General features: G+C 48.5%; 16 protein-coding genes. 8 read left to right on the top strand and 8 right to left on the bottom strand.

The annotated features are described in order from the left end of the window. Positions 1–265: 265 nt before the first annotated feature. The 3 genes from K0504_RS06545 (at position 266) to K0504_RS06535 (ending at position 2,669) form a co-directional block, all read left to right on the top strand. Positions 266–1,945, top strand: coding sequence for an alanine/glycine:cation symporter family protein (locus K0504_RS06545; protein ID WP_220103372.1), 1,680 nt, complete (start codon positions 266–268; stop codon positions 1,943–1,945). Between the two features lie 67 nt (positions 1,946–2,012). Next, positions 2,013–2,345 (top strand): zinc ribbon domain-containing protein, encoded by a 333-nt coding sequence (locus tag K0504_RS06540; protein ID WP_220103371.1) that lies wholly within the window; start codon positions 2,013–2,015, stop codon positions 2,343–2,345. 36 nt (positions 2,346–2,381) lie between these two features. Further along, positions 2,382–2,669, top strand: a complete 288-nt coding sequence (locus tag K0504_RS06535) for a YeaC family protein (RefSeq protein WP_220103393.1) — start codon at positions 2,382–2,384, stop codon at positions 2,667–2,669. Positions 2,670–2,735: 66 nt separating this feature from the next. On the opposite strand, the gene K0504_RS06530 is transcribed toward K0504_RS06535, so the two are convergent. The 3 genes from K0504_RS06530 to sppA form a co-directional block, all read right to left on the bottom strand. After that, positions 2,736–3,023 carry a hypothetical protein gene (locus K0504_RS06530; RefSeq protein ID WP_220103370.1) on the bottom strand — a complete coding sequence of 96 codons (288 nt, stop codon included), beginning with the start codon at positions 3,021–3,023 and terminating at the stop codon, positions 2,736–2,738. 190 nt (positions 3,024–3,213) lie between these two features. Beyond that, positions 3,214–4,230 carry an asparaginase gene (gene ansA / locus K0504_RS06525; protein WP_220103369.1) on the bottom strand — a complete coding sequence of 339 codons (1,017 nt, stop codon included), beginning with the start codon at positions 4,228–4,230 and terminating at the stop codon, positions 3,214–3,216. Positions 4,231–4,343: 113 nt separating this feature from the next. Beyond that, a complete protein-coding gene (sppA, locus tag K0504_RS06520) occupies positions 4,344–6,188 on the bottom strand; it encodes a signal peptide peptidase SppA (RefSeq protein ID WP_220103368.1) in 1,845 nt (614 codons plus the stop codon). Positions 6,189–6,386: 198 nt separating this feature from the next. Between sppA and K0504_RS06515 the strand changes: the two genes are divergently transcribed. The 4 genes from K0504_RS06515 (at position 6,387) to K0504_RS06500 (ending at position 12,367) form a co-directional block, all read left to right on the top strand. Beyond that, positions 6,387–8,420: an oxidoreductase gene (locus K0504_RS06515; protein WP_220103367.1), complete on the top strand. Its 2,034-nt coding sequence runs from the start codon at positions 6,387–6,389 to the stop codon at positions 8,418–8,420. 128 nt (positions 8,421–8,548) lie between these two features. Further along, positions 8,549–10,093: a Na+/H+ antiporter NhaC family protein gene (locus tag K0504_RS06510; RefSeq protein ID WP_220103366.1), complete on the top strand. Its 1,545-nt coding sequence runs from the start codon at positions 8,549–8,551 to the stop codon at positions 10,091–10,093. A 126-nt stretch (positions 10,094–10,219) separates the two neighbouring features. Further along, positions 10,220–11,887 (top strand): glutamine--tRNA ligase, encoded by a 1,668-nt coding sequence (gene glnS, locus K0504_RS06505; RefSeq protein WP_220103365.1) that lies wholly within the window; start codon positions 10,220–10,222, stop codon positions 11,885–11,887. A gap of 3 nt (positions 11,888–11,890) precedes the next feature. After that, positions 11,891–12,367 carry an RDD family protein gene (locus tag K0504_RS06500; protein WP_220103364.1) on the top strand — a complete coding sequence of 159 codons (477 nt, stop codon included), beginning with the start codon at positions 11,891–11,893 and terminating at the stop codon, positions 12,365–12,367. Between the two features lie 87 nt (positions 12,368–12,454). On the opposite strand, the gene fur is transcribed toward K0504_RS06500, so the two are convergent. The 5 genes from fur to K0504_RS06475 all read right to left on the bottom strand — a co-directional run bounded on the left by fur (position 12,455) and on the right by K0504_RS06475 (position 14,954). Beyond that, the gene (fur, locus tag K0504_RS06495; RefSeq protein ID WP_220103363.1) at positions 12,455–12,880 is read right to left on the bottom strand and encodes a ferric iron uptake transcriptional regulator; all 426 of its coding nucleotides are present in this window, start codon (positions 12,878–12,880) and stop codon (positions 12,455–12,457) included. 156 nt (positions 12,881–13,036) lie between these two features. Then, a complete protein-coding gene (fldA, locus tag K0504_RS06490) occupies positions 13,037–13,561 on the bottom strand; it encodes a flavodoxin FldA (RefSeq protein ID WP_220103362.1) in 525 nt (174 codons plus the stop codon). 58 nt (positions 13,562–13,619) lie between these two features. Then, positions 13,620–13,904 carry a LexA regulated protein gene (gene ybfE, locus K0504_RS06485; protein ID WP_220103361.1) on the bottom strand — a complete coding sequence of 95 codons (285 nt, stop codon included), beginning with the start codon at positions 13,902–13,904 and terminating at the stop codon, positions 13,620–13,622. A gap of 3 nt (positions 13,905–13,907) precedes the next feature. Next, on the bottom strand, positions 13,908–14,144 hold the full coding sequence (locus K0504_RS06480; RefSeq protein ID WP_220103360.1) for a DUF2788 domain-containing protein: 237 nt from the start codon (positions 14,142–14,144) through the stop codon (positions 13,908–13,910). Between the two features lie 45 nt (positions 14,145–14,189). Then, positions 14,190–14,954, bottom strand: coding sequence for an alpha/beta fold hydrolase (locus K0504_RS06475; protein ID WP_220103359.1), 765 nt, complete (start codon positions 14,952–14,954; stop codon positions 14,190–14,192). Between the two features lie 152 nt (positions 14,955–15,106). On the opposite strand from K0504_RS06475, the gene seqA reads away from it, so the two are divergent. Then, a complete protein-coding gene (seqA, locus tag K0504_RS06470; RefSeq protein WP_220103358.1) occupies positions 15,107–15,619 on the top strand; it encodes a replication initiation negative regulator SeqA in 513 nt (170 codons plus the stop codon). Position 15,620: the final 1 nt, after the last annotated feature.

Raw genomic sequence — 15,620 nt, 5'->3', positions numbered from 1 at the left:
CATAAATCGCGAAAGCGGGGCGAATCTTAAAGCCATGTCCGGTGCCTGTCAACACCTTCTATGACGATTTTGTTGCCTTCGCTTAAAAGTTGTTCGAACTGGTCATTATTAGTGATTAATGGTGCGAAATTGTGACACCCGTAAATAGCCAAATTTCATTGCAAGCTGGCGCTGCGGCTTTAATAACGAGGCGATTCTGTGTAACGTGACGGACGACAGTTAGATCACATAATTCTTACAAAATAAAAAATCAGGGAGTTTTCTTTTGGAAACGTTACGTCAATGGATCTTGGCACTTGACAGTGTGCTGGGATCTGCCGCTTATTTCCCGTACTTATTACTCGGCACGGGTTTATTCTTCACGCTTTACTTGGGTTTTCCGCAAATCCGCTATTTTAGCCATGCATGGCGAGTGGTGCGCGGCAAAGGTAAATTCGATCACAGCAAATTAGCTGGTGACACCAGTCACTTTCAGGCGCTATCGACCGCTTTGTCGGGCACTGTGGGTACCGGTAATATTGGTGGTGTTGCGTTCGCCATCTTTCTCGGTGGCCCAGCAGCCTTATTCTGGATGTGGATGACCGCGTTCTTCGGCATGACTACTAAATTTGTTGAAGTGACCTTGTCTCACAAATACCGGGTAAAAACGACTGATGGCACCATGGCCGGTGGACCCATGTATTTCATGGATCGTCGCTTAAACATGAAGTGGTTGGCGATTATCTTCGCCATCGCTACGGTGATTAGTTCGTTCGGTACCGGCAGTCTGCCGCAAATCAATAACATTGCTCAGGGCATGCAAGCGTCGTTTGGCATCGAGCCGATGGTAACCGGCGGCGTTTTGGCGGTGCTGTTAGCCTTAGTTATTTTAGGTGGCATTAAACGTATTGCCGCGGTGACCTCGCGCATTGTGCCCATTATGGCGGTGCTATACGTGCTTGGCGCTCTGGCCGTTATTGCTTATAACATCGAAAATTTGCTGCCGTCATTCTTATCGGTCTTTGAAGATGCCTTTACTGGCTCCGCTGCTGTTGGCGGTTTCTTGGGGGCCTCTTTTGCTTACGCTTTTAATCGTGGTGTAAACCGTGGCTTGTTCTCCAACGAAGCAGGTCAGGGCTCCGCGCCAATTGCGCACGCCTCGGCCAAAGCCGATGAGCCTGTGTCTGAAGGCATGGTTTCTATTTTAGAGCCGTTCATCGACACCATTATCATCTGTACCTTAACGGGTATGGTGATCTTGTCGTCAGGTGTGTGGACACAAAAGCACAACAACGAATTTGACCGCTCGGACATGAAATACGTGGCCGGCCAATACAATGATGTTGATGAACATGATCGTGTTGAGCTTGGTAAATTCCTCAACGGCCAAGACAGTGAAGTGGACACGTTTACTGGTACCTTGATTGTTGCTGATGGTCGTTCGATGTCAGGTGATGCAACCTTGATTGCGGCTCGTTCAGTTGCGGAAAATATTGAATATCGCGTTGGCGGTGTGCCGTTTACCGGAGAGCTAGCGGTTGAAAAAGGCCGTTTAATCACGCCTAAACAAGATGGTGCGCCTCTATCCTTAACGGTATGGGGTGACTCTCTGGTGCACTCGGCTCGTTTAACCACGATTGCCTTTAACCAAGGATACCTGGGTGACTACGGCCAATACGTTGTGTCCATAGGCTTATTGTTGTTTGCGTTCTCCACGGCTATTGCCTGGTCGTACTATGGTGATCGCGCCATGATCTACCTGGTTGGTGTTCGTGGTGTGATGCCATATCGAGTGATTTATGTGTCTGGATTCTTCTGGGCATCGTTTGCCGATACCTCGCTAATTTGGGATTTGGCCGCAGTGGCCATTGTCTTGATGACGCTTCCAAACTTGTTTGGTTTGCTGATGTTGTCACGCGAGATGAAACAAACCGTCAAAGACTATTGGCAAAAACAGAGCGATTAAGCTCGCTTGCCTAACCACAACAGGGGCCGTTATGATGGCCCCTGTTTTCGTTTTACAGGTTAAATCCATGGCTTTAGTTGACTGTGCCTTGTGCTCTAAAAAAATATCGAGCAAGGCGAAAAGCTGCCCCCATTGCAAAGCAGATTTTGAAAACCTGACACAAGGCCAGTTAGATGCTCGCCGCGACATTGCCAAAATTAAACGCTCGCAAAGCCTAATGACGCAGTCGTTTGTGGCCATGCTGCTGTTTTGTACTGGCGTGTTAATGTATTTTCTTGGGGATCATGAAACCTATATTTGGATGCCGTTAGCTGGACAAATAGTTGGTGTCACAGGCTTGGTCTGGTACCTGTCGATGCGCATCTTTATGGTGGTGCAAAAAGTGAAAAGCAAATCATAAGCTTGATATTAGTAAGCTAAGGAGAGAGTTGTGAGTATGTCCGTTGAGCAATTAGTAAGCGCCATGACGCCTGACATCTACGACAAACTAAAAACTGCCGTCGAACTCGGTAAATGGGCCGATGGCACACCGCTGAGCGCCGAGCAAAAAGAGCATAGCTTGCAAGCTGTGATTGCCTACCAAGCATTAAATCTGAAGCAAACTGATCACATGACGGTTGCCGCGGGTGGCGAGCTGAATGTGAAATCCAAGCAAGCTCTTAAAACTCAGTTTTCAGACAATCCTGTTTCCGGCGATGATGATATCGCTCGTTTTAAGCCGTAAACAATCCCACGTGACCGCCAGTTGGTTGAACTTTTCCTGCAAACTGGCGGTGATACCGCTCCTTTGTTAATCCGGCCGGCTTTTAAACCAAGCACTTGCCTGCGCAATACAGCCAACGGTAACACTCACCACCGTAAACTGACCGAACAACAGCATCGTGAGTTTGGGCCAGAAATTGACCTCCTCAGAAAACAACGGATGCCAAATGTAGGTAAGCGTCAAGTTGCCCGGAAATAGCAATACCCGATAACCGGGCAAGGGGCCGTTTAACACATCGAATAAATTCCAACTCAGTGTAAATGCAATCAGGCCGATGACTGCTGCAATGAGTCCGCTATATAACGCCAATTTCATCGGGGAGCTTGTACGATTACGACGGTTTGGTATCACGCGTTAAACCTGCCTCAAATTGTCACTCACAAGGGAACTTGTCTCGGGCTTTTAACTCTATGCTGTCTGGCTAACACGAAACGACCTGTAAATGATGCTGTGTGCCTTTTGTTGATGCTGACAACAAAAGGCAACCCGTAGTGCTGACACGCAACTACGCGGGGAGGCTGAGTTCGCCGCGTAGGTTTTTTTGCATGAGTTGTTTCACGTCTGCCTGCGGTAAATCTTGGCTTAACAAAAAGTGCAGTTTAGTGAGCGTGGCTTCAATGGTCATGTCATGGCCGGATATTGCTCCCGTTTGCGCCAGTTTGTTTCCTGATGCATAGCCCGCCATATTTACATGACCTTTCAAACATTGTGTGGTGTTAACCACCACAATGCCGTTTTGGTCGGCTTCGGTGAGTACGTCGAGCAACCGCTGATTTCCTGGTCCGTTGCCAACGCCATAACTTTGCAAAATAAGTGCTTTGACAGGCTGCTGCAAAATATTCTCGATAAGCTCCGGCATGATCCCCGGATACAAGCGCACCAGGCCAATGGGTTGAGGGCTGATGGCTTGCACAGTAAGCGGCTCTGCCACCAATGTTGATGCGACTTCGCCGGCTTTAACTTTAACATCAATGCCGACATCAATAAGCGATGGATAGTTTGGCGAGCCAAATGCATCAAAGGCGTCGGCATCTACCTTGCTACAGCGGTTACCGCGGAATAAGGTATTGTTGAAAAATAAACAAACTTCAGCCACCGGGTAATAAGCTGCGAGATACAGTGCATTCAGCAAGTTGGTTTGACCGTCTGAGCGCAGCTCTGCCAGTGGGATCTGAGAGCCTGTCACGATCACAGGCTTTGCCAAGTTGGTGAGCATAAATGACAGGGCTGACGCGGTATACGCCATGGTATCGGTGCCGTGCAACACAATGAACCCATCAAACTGCTCGTAGTGGCGCTGAATATCGTCAGCAATACGCTGCCAGTCAGCGGGCTGCATTTCTGATGAGTCAACCAAAGGCACGTATTCATGAATCTCAAAGCTGGGCATTTCATCACGATGAAATTCAGGCATGTTGGCAAGTGCCTCGACCAAATGGCCAGGGCTTGGTACATAGCCACCAGATGATGGCCGCATGCCAATCGTTCCGCCGGTATAAGCAATGTAGATTCGTTTTTTCATGGCACTGTTCTTATGAGTTATGGTTGCGCTTGCAGCTTATTCATTTTTAGCGAGATAACAATAAAAAAGAGCCCGATTTCGGACTCTTTTTTGATGTGCTTTCAATGCTTGTTTTAGCTACCGCACTGTAAGCACAAAGCGTAGGTATGGCCGGGATCATCCCATTGCGCGGTTAGCGCAGGGTGTGCCAATACTTGCTTGGCGAATTTCAGCAGTGGTGACAGGCCGTCAGACTGCGCCGTATGCGCAGGCAGCATGGCTTGCGCTTGACCAAAAATGGCTTGTAACAGTTTGTCACGCTCGGACAGCGGCTTTTCAACCACGCTGCTGTCGTATTTTTCCAGCCCGGCAAGCTCCGCGGCAGCGGTGATGGCAGCATTCAAGTCACCCAGCTCATCAACCAAGCCAAGCTCTTTGGCGCGCATGCCACTCCAAACGCGGCCTTGTGCCACTTCATCAACTTGCTCAACGGTCATCTCACGATTGCTTGCGACCAACTCTAAGAATTGTTGATAACCATGTTCAATGCTTTGCTGAATGATACGCTCGAAGGTTTCGTCAAGCGGGCGAGCAGGGCTAAAGCCCGCTAATGGTGTGGTACCAACGCCATCGGCGTGAACACCAATATGATCAAGACTGTTCTCAAAAGTGGTGAGCATGCCGAAAATACCGATCGAGCCGGTGATTGTGGCTGGCGAGGCAATGATTTTATCGGCTGGTGCGGCAATCCAATAACCACCAGATGCGGCAGTGCTGCTCATCGAGGCAACTACTGGCTTACCGGCTTTTTTCAGCTCTTCGATTTGCTCGCGGATGATGTCCGAAGCAAAGGCACTACCGCCCGGGCTATCGATGCGCAATACCACAGCCTTCACATCATCATCTAAACGAGCCTGACGCAGTAAGCGTGCGGTGCTATCACCACCGATGGTGCCGGCCGGCTGGTTGCCATTAAGAATGGTACCTTTCGCAACGACGATACCGACTTTGTCTTGCGCGATTGGCGGCTGAATATCGAGTTTGGTGATATCTAGGTAATCGCTAAAGTGGATTTGTTTGAATGACTTATGTTCTTCGTCGAAGCCGACCAAGTCACCAACAAATTTACGCATTTGAGGGCGTGTGGTTAGCTCGTCGACTAACCCCATGGCGAGCGCTAACTGGCCAGTGTCACCGTTGTGCTGCTCCATGAGCTTGGCGTAGTTGTGAATCGATTGCTCCAACTCTTCTTTCGCCAAACCGCGACTAGTGGACACATCACTCAAGTAGATTTGCCACAAATCGTTAAGCCATACCTGATTGGCTAGGCGAGCCTCATCCGACATGTCATCACGAATAAAGGGTTCAACGGCCGATTTGAAGGTACCGACACGGAACACGTGAGTGTTAATTTTTAGCTTTTCCAGCATGGATTTAAAGAACAACTGATAAGAGCCGTAACCTTCTAACATCAACATGCCATTGGGGTTCATTAGCACCGAATCCGCTTGGCTTGCGAGGTAATATTGATCTTGGCTGTACCAGTCGCCAATTGAAATGACTGGCTTGTCAGCTTTTTTGAATTGTTCCAGAGCAGTGCTGATTTCACGAAGCTTGCTTAATCCACTCGGTCGCATCTGGCTGGCATCAATCACTAACGCGGTAATGCGCTTATCGTGGCGAGCACTTTCAATGACGCGAACGACATCGGCTAGCAAAATTTCTGGCTCTTCATCTTTCGAACCAAGGGCTTCTTGGAAGAATTGAGCCATGGGATCGATGGCGCGGGTTTGTTCCACGATGCGTCCATCAAGGGACAGCACGAGCGCGCCTTCTTCAAATTGAGGGCCTTTATCTTGTGAGCTAATAGCTACAATAAAGCCGATTACGATGACCAAAAAAACAATATTTATCAGTGCTTTTCGAACCCAGTTCAGGGTACGCCAACAAAGTTGGAAAAATCGTCGGATTAACGTCATATATAGGGTTACTCGCCTGTACTACTAACTAAATTTGTTAGCTTTTTTGATAACGCAACTTTAACTTGGCACGATTGTCACGGCCACTCTAAGTTGTAAATAAATGTAATCTGCCGCACACACTGCTAAATTTGTGGTTTTTATCTGGTACGACCAGTGCTAGTTTCTGTGCTTATAAATCAATAACAAAAATTTGATATGAACACATCACAACCTTATCCAAATCTGCTGGCACCACTTGATTTAGGTTTTACGACTCTACGTAATCGAGTGCTAATGGGCTCAATGCATACGGGGCTGGAAGAAGAGCGCGGGGGCTTTGACAAACTCGCCGCCTTTTATAAAGCGCGCGCTGAAGGTGGGGTTGGTTTGATTGTGACCGGCGGCATTGCGCCAAATTTTCGCGGGCGCTTGGCGCCTGATGGCTGCCAACTCAGTTTCTTTTGGCAAGTGGCTAAGCACCGCAAAGTAACCCAAGCGGTGCATCAAGCAGGCAGTAAAATATGCCTGCAAATTCTTCATGCAGGCCGTTATGGCTACCATCCATTAAATGTTTCCGCTAGTGCACTTAAAGCCCCCATTAGCCCGTTTAAGCCCAAAGGATTGTCGGCAAGGGGCATTAACAAAACAATTAAAGACTTTGCTAACACGGCCAGATTGGCGCAAAAGGCTGGCTACGACGGGGTCGAGATCATGGGCTCCGAAGGCTATCTCATTAACCAATTCCTTTGTGCTCGAACGAACCAGCGCACAGATCAATGGGGCGGGAATTTTACCAACCGGTCACGGCTGGCCACTGAAATTGTTGCTGCAGTGCGCGCCAAAGTGGGTACCGATTTCATCATTATTTTTCGTCTGAGCATGCTCGATTTAGTTGAACAGGGTAGTTCTTGGCCTGAAGTGATAGAACTGGCACAAGCGCTAGAAGCATGTGGTGTCACCATTATTAATACCGGCATCGGCTGGCATGAAGCGCGTATTCCCACCATTGCTACCAGTGTGCCAAGAGCGGCCTTTAGTTGGGTGACGGAGAAGCTCAAACCCCATGTTTCGGTACCCTTGATTGCGACAAACCGAATTAACGATCCTCAGGTTGCTGAGCAGATTTTGCAAAGTGGGCAAGCCGATATGGTGTCGATGGCGCGCCCCATGTTGGCGGATGCTGAGTTCGTAAACAAAGCAGCCCGCGATGAAGCTCACCTCATTAATACTTGCATTGCCTGCAATCAGGCGTGTCTTGATCATGTGTTCAAACGTAAGCGCGCTTCGTGTTTGGTCAACCCACAAGCGTGTTATGAAACGGAATTAGTCATGACACCAGCCAGCAAGCCGAAAAAAATCGGGGTCGTTGGAGCAGGTCCTGCCGGACTAGCGTTCAGCTGCTATGCCGCGGAGCGCGGCCATGATGTTGTACTGATGGACAAGGCTAACGAAATTGGCGGCCAGTTTAATATCGCTAAACAAATTCCAGGTAAAGAAGAGTTCTATCATACCCTGCGTTATTTTGATGAACGTTTAACACAACTAAAAGTGACGCGCCTATTGGGACAATCACAGACTTCTGATTCACTGGCCGAGCACGACTTTGATGAGTTGATTATTGCTTCGGGTATCCAGCCTCGTATGCCGCTGATTGATGGTATTGATCACCCAAGTGTGTTGAGTTATTTGCAAGTTGTAAAAGACAAGATTCCCGTTGGAGAGCGCGTCGCGATTATTGGTGCCGGCGGTATTGGTTTTGATGTGGCGGAATACTTGGTGCATCAGCACTCAAGCCCCAAGCCCCAGCCTCAGCAATGGCTGGCCGAGTGGCGTATTGATGCCTCGCTAGAGCAACGCGGCGGGCTTGCCGAAGCGGCGGCTGAATTAACGACCGCGCGACAGGTTTACTTACTGCAACGAAAAACCACCAAGGTTGGCGCTGGGCTAGGTAAAACCACCGGCTGGATCCATCGTGAAACGCTAAAAAAGCACGGCGTGCAAATGTTGGCAGGTGTTCAATATCAGAAAATCGATGATCAAGGTTTGCACCTAGAAATAGACGGTGAAGCGCGAATACTCGCGGTTGATCATATTGTGGTGTGTGCGGGCCAACAGCCAGAGCGACATTTACATGACGAATTAGTGGCCCAAGGGCGAACACCTCATTTGATCGGTGGCGCTTACGAGGCCGCCGAATTAGACGCCAAGCAAGCAATTCGGCAAGGTGCTGAGCTGGCCGCAACCATATAACGGCCTCTCGTGCTGGTAAATATGCGCTCAAGGCTCCAATACCCCGGCGGCGCATTTAGGTTTTATCCATCACTAATTTCATGCGACACTCAGAGCGTTTTTGCCAATCACTCTGAGGATCTTGCCTTATGAATTTTGCCGAGTCTGCCTGGTCATTATTGCCACCCCTGCTGGCGTTAACCGCTGCTGTGGTGACTCGCCGGGTTGTGCCATCGTTGGCCATCGGTATTCTTGCTGGCGTGATATTGCTCGGTGGTGGCGACTGGCAAGCCAGCGCACAAATTCTATGGCAAAAAGTGAGTGGGTTAGTTTGGGCAGACGGTGGCCTGAATTCCTGGAACCTATACATCGTTGCGTTTTTACTGTTACTTGGCATGCTTACTAGTTTGTTATCGCTCAGCGGCGCGACTCAAGCATTTGCCGACTGGGCCATCGCACGTATCCAAACTGCCAGAGGTGCACGCCTAACAACAGTTTTCCTCGGCGTTGTGATTTTCATTGACGATTATTTCAATAGCCTTGCCGTTGGTAGTGTCTCGCGCCCAATTACCGACAAACTAAGAACATCAAGAGCCAAGCTCGCCTACCTGCTGGATTCAACGGCGGCACCAATGTGCGTGTTGATGCCGGTCTCAAGTTGGGGCGCTTATATTATTGCGGTGATCGGCGGCATTTTGGTGTCTCATCAAATAACCGACATCTCTCCGCTGCATGCGTTTGTTGCCATGATCCCGATGAATTTCTATGCCGTGTTTGCTATTGGCCTGGTCATTGTTACGGCGATTTGGCCAATCAACCTGGGGGCGATGAAGGACAGTGAACGGCGTGCGTTGGAAGGTGATACCGGCCGGGTTGATGCCTCTGCGCTAGCAGATGAACAAGAGCCGCTTGCCAATGGCCACTTATTGGGCTTATTGGTGCCCATCGCAACGTTGGTCTTTGCCACGGTAATTGGCTTAGTCGTTACCGGAGCCATGGCCGTGCTGAATGCCGGTGACAAACTCACCGCTTTGGCCGCGCTTGAAAATACAGATGTGGGCTTATCACTCGTTATTGGTGGCGTTATTGCCTTGGCCGTTGCTGTAATGATGCTGCTACGACAACGACCAACGGTTAAGCAGCTTGGGCGCAGCTTTACATTGGGCGCTGCGTCGATGAAAGGCGCCATTATTGTGTTGTTTTTTGCGTGGTGTATAGGCTCGGTTATCAGTGACTTAAAAACCGGCACCTATTTGGCCTCCTTTGTTGGCGATAGCATGGGGACCAACTGGTTACCTGTGTTGCTGTTTGTGTTAGCCGGATTGATGGCTTTTTCAACCGGCACCAGCTGGGGCACGTTTGGCATCATGTTACCCATTGCTGGTGATATGGCGGCAGCTACCGATCTGGTCATGATGCTGCCTTATTTAGCCGCCGTGTTGGCGGGTTCGGTGTTTGGCGATCATTGCTCACCAATTTCTGACACCACCATCTTGTCATCAACAGGGGCTGGCTGCGATCACATTGAGCATGTCAGAACCCAATTGCCCTATGCCGTATTAGTTGCCATTGTGAGCGCCGTTGGCTATGCCGTTTTAGGTACGAGTGGCTCGGTCATGGCCGGATTTTTTGCCGCTTCAGCTGTGTTTACGTTGGTCGTTTGGGGCCTGCAACGAGGCGTTAGAGACGTGTGATTGATCGTAATTAATACTATCCACAAAATAGCGGTTAAATCGTCTGGTGGAAGTGTTGTGTTTGCCGAATCAATGGTAGATGATTAGCGGTCATTAATTTATTTAGTAGTATTTAGAGGGTATCTCATGTCAGAGGCGGTGCCAGCGCCCAAGCCGAGCAATTTCATTCGGCAAATCATTGATAAAGATTTGGCTGAAGGAACGCACACCAGTGTGCACACCCGTTTTCCGCCCGAGCCCAATGGCTATTTGCACATCGGGCACGCCAAATCCATCTGCCTAAATTTTGGCATTGCCGAAGATTATAAAGGGCAGTGCAACTTACGCTTTGACGACACCAACCCAGAAAAAGAAGAGCAACATTTTGTCGACAGCATCAAACGTGATGTGAGCTGGCTGGGTTACCAGTGGAGCGGCGACATTTGCTATTCATCTGACTACTTTGATCAGCTTCATGGCTTTGCCGTTGAGTTGATTGAAAAAGGCTTGGCTTACGTTGATTTTCTGACCCCAGAAGACATTCGCGAGTACCGCGGTACGTTAAAGGCGCCGGGTAAAAACAGTCCATATCGTGACACATCGGTGGCCGATAACTTGGCCGCGTTTGAACGTATGCGCAAAGGCGAATATAAAGAAGGCGAATGCTGCTTACGCGCTAAAATTGATATGGCTAGCCCAATCATTTGTATGCGCGATCCGGTGATTTACCGTATTCGCTTTGCCGAACATCATCAAACCGGCAACAAGTGGTGCATTTATCCCATGTACGACTTTACCCACTGTATTTCTGATGCACTGGAAGATATCAGCCACTCCTTATGTACGCTGGAATTCCAAGATAACCGAGCGTTGTATGACTGGGTGCTCGACAACATCACGATTAAAAGCCGCCCGCGTCAGTATGAATTTTCGCGCTTAAACCTCGAATATACCTTGATGTCCAAGCGTCGCTTGAGCGCCTTGGTCAACGATGGACATGTTGACGGTTGGGATGATCCTCGGATGCCAACCATTGCCGGCATGCGCCGCCGTGGTTATACGCCGCACAGTTTACGCGAGTTTTCAGCTCGAATTGGTGTCACCAAACAAGACAACATGGTTGAGATGGCCATGCTCGAAGCGTGCATTCGTGAAGAGCTTAATGCCGATGCGCCACGCGCTATGGCGGTGATTGATCCCATTAAAGTGGTCATTGAAAACTACCCTGAAGGGCAAACGGAGCAACTGACTGCGCCGTGTCATCCAAGTCGCGATGATATGGGAAGCCGCCAGCTACCGTTTGGTCGCGAACTGTTCATTGACCGAGACGATTTTCGTGAATCGGCCAATAAAAAATTCAAACGCTTGGTCTTGGGTAAAGAAGTACGCTTGCGTAATGCTTATGTGATTAAAGCAGAGCGTTTCGATACTGATGAGTGTGGCAACGTGACCACGGTTTACTGTAGTTACGATGCTGACACGTTAGGGCAAAACCCAGCCGATGGCCGTAAGGTCAAAGGTGTGATCCACTGGGTGTCAGCAGAATTTGGCTTGCCAGCAGAAGTGCGCTTATACGATCGCTTGTTTACGGTGCCAAATCCCGCCGCGGAAGATGACTTTTCTTCGGTATTGAACCCTGATTCATTAGTGATTAAGCATGCGGTGATTGAACCAAGCTTAGCGAATGCTGAAGCTGAAAACGCATACCAGTTTGAACGCGAAGGTTACTTCTGCCGTGATAATGGCGACAGTAATAAGTTGGTGTTTAATCGCACCGTTGGCCTACGGGATACATGGGCCAAAATAGGAGGCTAACGGATGAGCGAGTACGAAGGGCAGGCTATTCAGTCAGAGCCAGAGCAAGAACAACAAGTAGACGTTCGGTATGCCGGATTTTGGCTTCGCGTGGGCGCAGTGCTCATTGACACACTGATCTTGATGCTCATATTTGTACCGCTTATGTTGCTTATCTTTGGCGTGGAATATTACACCGTGCCAGAGAGCCGAGAAGCGTTTAATTTGACTGAAACTCTGTTGCAGAATGTGCTGCCCGCAGCAGTGACGGTGCTACTTTGGGTACGCTTTGCTGGTACGCCCGGTAAACTGATTCTGGGTTTGGCGGTGGTTGATAACACCACATTTGGCAACATCAGTGTGATGCAAGCAATCATTCGCTACCTGGGGTATATCCCGTCAGTTTTCGTATTGATGATAGGCCTGTTATGGGTTGCATTTGATAAACGTAAACGTGGCTGGCATGACTTGCTCGCAGGTACGGTGGTGATCCGACGTTAACGGTGAGTCATAGCCATAAGCTATAAAAAAACGGCCATCAAGGCCGTTTTTTATTTTTGATATTGTTATGTTTCACATCACCGCTGATTAGCCGTGATCACATTCCTGATTGGTACAGCGACCGTACAAGTACAAGCTGTGATTGGTCAGCGTAATGTTGTGACGCTTGGCGATGTCATGCTGACGTTGCTCAATAACATCATCAGTAAATTCGATAACGCGACCGCAGTCGAGGCAAACCAAGTGATCGTGGTGCTCTTGGCTTGAGAGTTCAAATACAGACTTTCCGCCTTCGAAGTGGTGGCGGGTAACAATACCTGCATCGTCGAACTGGTTAAGAACACGATAAACCGTGGCTAAACCAATCTCTTCTCCTTGATCGATTAATTTCTTGTACACATCTTCCGCACTGATGTGCTGATTGCTCGGTACTTGAAGCATTTCGAGAATCTTAATACGGGGCAATGTTACTTTCAGGCCGGCTTTTTTTAGAGCCAGATTTTCGTCTGTCATTATGATGCCTGTAGGTGAGGGCGTTGCAAGATTGACACATTATAGTGGTTGGTTTACTAAAATAAACCGACTAGCAGTGTGTTTTCTGACTCAGAGCAATAAAAAATTTGTAATTGCCGCAATAACTTGCGGCAAAAATGAAACAAATAGAGGTGCTTACTGCAATTCAGCCAAGCACATTTCATCGTAAATTTGTTTGGCCCAGGTCTTAATCCGTTCTTCCGTTAACTCGGGTTGACGGTCTTCATCAATCCCTAAACCAACAAAGTGATCGTCATCGGCTAAGCCTTTCGATGCTTCAAAGTCGTAGCTTTCGGTTGGCCACAAACCAACGAGAGTGGCACCGCGAGCTTCAACGATATCGCGGATCATGCCCATGGCATCGAGGAAATACTCTGCATAATCTTCCTGATCGCCACAGCCGAAAATGCCTACCAGCTTGTCTTCAAATGACAGCGCTTCTAGGTCTGGGAAGAAGTCATCCCAGTCACATTGCGCTTCACCGTAATACCAGGTAGGAATACCGAATAATAAGAAGCTGTACTGATCAATGTCTTCCTTCGTTGCTTTGGCAATATCGTGGACATCACAAATGTCTTTGCCTAATTCCTTTTGCAACATGTTGGCGACGTTTTCTGTATTGCCGGTGTCGCTACCGAAAAAAATACCAACCAATGCCATGGTGTATTCCTACTTTTATTTTCTAGGTTTGATAAATCGTTTACGCAGAAGACCACATTTACGATGCGTCATCTGATGTCATTTTCTCTTGCAGCAGTTGCTCAATATAAGCTGCACGGCTTAAGCCCAGTGCTTTCGCCTGTTGATCAAGTTGCTCCACCATATTGGTATGTAACTTGAGTTCTACGCGTTTCAGGCCGTTGTCTTTGTCACGGCGTAGCTGATTACGCTTGTTAATTTTGATCTGTACTTCTCGAGGAAGTGGGTTGGTCTTAGGGCGGCCAGGCCGTTTTTCTTCGCTGAACAGATCAATTGTAGTGCGATCTGCAATTTGTTTGGCCATCCCTTAACCTCCGGTGCCCGTTGCCGAAAAGAATGCTTTGATTACGCCTTTGGCAATAAAGCCTGCGCAACCAAGAAATAAAACCAGCCAAACAATCACTCGACCGAACACGGGTACATTACCGCGTTTAAGCACATCATAAATGGCCATGCCGATGAAGAAAAATAGTATGGCAAAGAACAGGTACAAGCCCAGAGTTTCTATTTCTTGCCAATGCTCAATAAGCCAGTTGGACTGCATAATAAATCATTCAAAATTTAGGAGGCGCGACTATAGCACAAGCCGCTAGTTAGAGGCCAAGAAAGCTGACACGATTCGATTAAAGTCAGCCGGTTTCTGCGCATGAAGCCAGTGGCCTGTACCCTGTATGATGCGAGCTTTGGCAGCTGGAAAGTGCTGACCAATTGCTGAGCGGTGGCTCTCAAGAATATATTCAGATTCGCTACCTTTCACAAACAGCGTTGGGCCATCAAAACTGACATCGGTTTTAGGCCAGTCAATGACATCGTCGTAACCTGCTAATACTTGTTCTATGCGCAAACGCCACTGACATTTAGCGTCTGACCAGGTTAAGTTTTTCAATAAAAATTGACGCACGCCGACCTCATCAACAAATTGAGCGAGTAACGCGTCCGCTTCTTTACGGTTTGCAGTGTTGGTTTGCTGCAGCGCTCTTAAGCCTTTGATGACTTGCACATGATGGCTCTGGTAGGGCACAGGCGCAATATCGGCCACCACTAAGCATTGAATAAGCTCCGGCTGTTGCAACGCCAATTGCATGGCTATTTTACCGCCCATTGAGTGACCGACGACTTTGACCGATGCAAGTTTTAACTGAGCCAGTAACGCCTTAACGTCGGCCGCCTGCGACAGGTAATCCATGCCGTCTAAGGTCGGTGACGCGCCATGATTGCGCGTATCAATTTGTATGACCCGAAAGCCTTGTTCAACTAAGGCGCGAGCGAGGCTTCCGAGATTATTCAAATCGCCAAATAGGCCATGGATCAAAAGCACGGGATCGCCGTGGCCGACGTCTTTAAAGTTGAGCATGGTGAAGTATCAATGAAATATTTGGCCACTATTATGACGAATTAATAGCATCCATCAATCATCAGATTGGCTCTTCGCTTTGGGGCTTGCCATCATCTATGTATAATTAGCTTCCAATCCCTTTGTTCCGTTCTAGAACCAGAGCCAAATCTATGAAAACCATTGAAGTTGATGATGATTTATATCAGTACATTGCCGGCCAAACCCAACAAATCGGAGAGAGTGCTTCCGATATTTTAAGGCGATTACTGATGCCGTCGACTTCGCCTCAGGTGACTCCTGACGTGGCTGAATCAGTCACGCCTGTGGCTACTGAGCCCAAGCCCGCTATGGTTGATTTGGCAAATCTCGATCTTGATTTATTAGCAGAGCAGAAAGGTGTTGTTGGCCGATTTTTACTAATCTTAGCTCACCTTCATCAAGAAGCGCCCGAGGCATTTGCAGGCGTAACCTCGATTCGAGGCCGTGACCGTTTGTACTTCGCTGCCAGCAAAAATGAATTATTGGCGGCGGGCAGCAGCACCAACCCGAAAGCGATTGAAGGTTCACCGTATTGGGTTGTCACCAACAACAACACAGACAAGAAAAAAGCCATACTCAATGAAGTATGCCAAGTGCTCGGCTTGGATGCCGCACGACAAACACAATTAATTGAAAGTTTATAAA

It is taken from the genome of Neiella holothuriorum, assembly GCF_019457915.1.
Lineage (GTDB): Bacteria > Pseudomonadota > Gammaproteobacteria > Enterobacterales > Neiellaceae > Neiella > Neiella holothuriorum.
The sequence above is the reverse complement of the archived record's forward strand: the minus strand, read 5'-3'. Positions and strand labels throughout refer to the sequence as shown.

Excerpts from the sequence above, each read along its gene's own strand:
- K0504_RS06500 (WP_220103364.1), top strand. The coding sequence starts at position 11,891 with ATGAGCGAGTACGAAGGGCAGGCTATTCAGTCAGAGCCAGAGCAAGAA.
- ybfE (WP_220103361.1), bottom strand. The coding sequence starts at position 13,904 with ATGGCCAAACAAATTGCAGATCGCACTACAATTGATCTGTTCAGCGAA.
- fur (WP_220103363.1), bottom strand. The coding sequence starts at position 12,880 with ATGACAGACGAAAATCTGGCTCTAAAAAAAGCCGGCCTGAAAGTAACA.
- K0504_RS06475 (WP_220103359.1), bottom strand. The coding sequence starts at position 14,954 with ATGCTCAACTTTAAAGACGTCGGCCACGGCGATCCCGTGCTTTTGATC.
- seqA (WP_220103358.1), top strand. The coding sequence starts at position 15,107 with ATGAAAACCATTGAAGTTGATGATGATTTATATCAGTACATTGCCGGC.
- K0504_RS06510 (WP_220103366.1), top strand. The coding sequence starts at position 8,549 with ATGAATTTTGCCGAGTCTGCCTGGTCATTATTGCCACCCCTGCTGGCG.
- K0504_RS06480 (WP_220103360.1), bottom strand. The coding sequence starts at position 14,144 with ATGCAGTCCAACTGGCTTATTGAGCATTGGCAAGAAATAGAAACTCTG.
- glnS (WP_220103365.1), top strand. The coding sequence starts at position 10,220 with ATGTCAGAGGCGGTGCCAGCGCCCAAGCCGAGCAATTTCATTCGGCAA.
- K0504_RS06535 (WP_220103393.1), top strand. The coding sequence starts at position 2,382 with ATGTCCGTTGAGCAATTAGTAAGCGCCATGACGCCTGACATCTACGAC.
- K0504_RS06540 (WP_220103371.1), top strand. The coding sequence starts at position 2,013 with ATGGCTTTAGTTGACTGTGCCTTGTGCTCTAAAAAAATATCGAGCAAG.
- ansA (WP_220103369.1), bottom strand. The coding sequence starts at position 4,230 with ATGAAAAAACGAATCTACATTGCTTATACCGGCGGAACGATTGGCATG.
- fldA (WP_220103362.1), bottom strand. The coding sequence starts at position 13,561 with ATGGCATTGGTTGGTATTTTTTTCGGTAGCGACACCGGCAATACAGAA.
- K0504_RS06530 (WP_220103370.1), bottom strand. The coding sequence starts at position 3,023 with ATGAAATTGGCGTTATATAGCGGACTCATTGCAGCAGTCATCGGCCTG.
- K0504_RS06515 (WP_220103367.1), top strand. The coding sequence starts at position 6,387 with ATGAACACATCACAACCTTATCCAAATCTGCTGGCACCACTTGATTTA.
- sppA (WP_220103368.1), bottom strand. The coding sequence starts at position 6,188 with ATGACGTTAATCCGACGATTTTTCCAACTTTGTTGGCGTACCCTGAAC.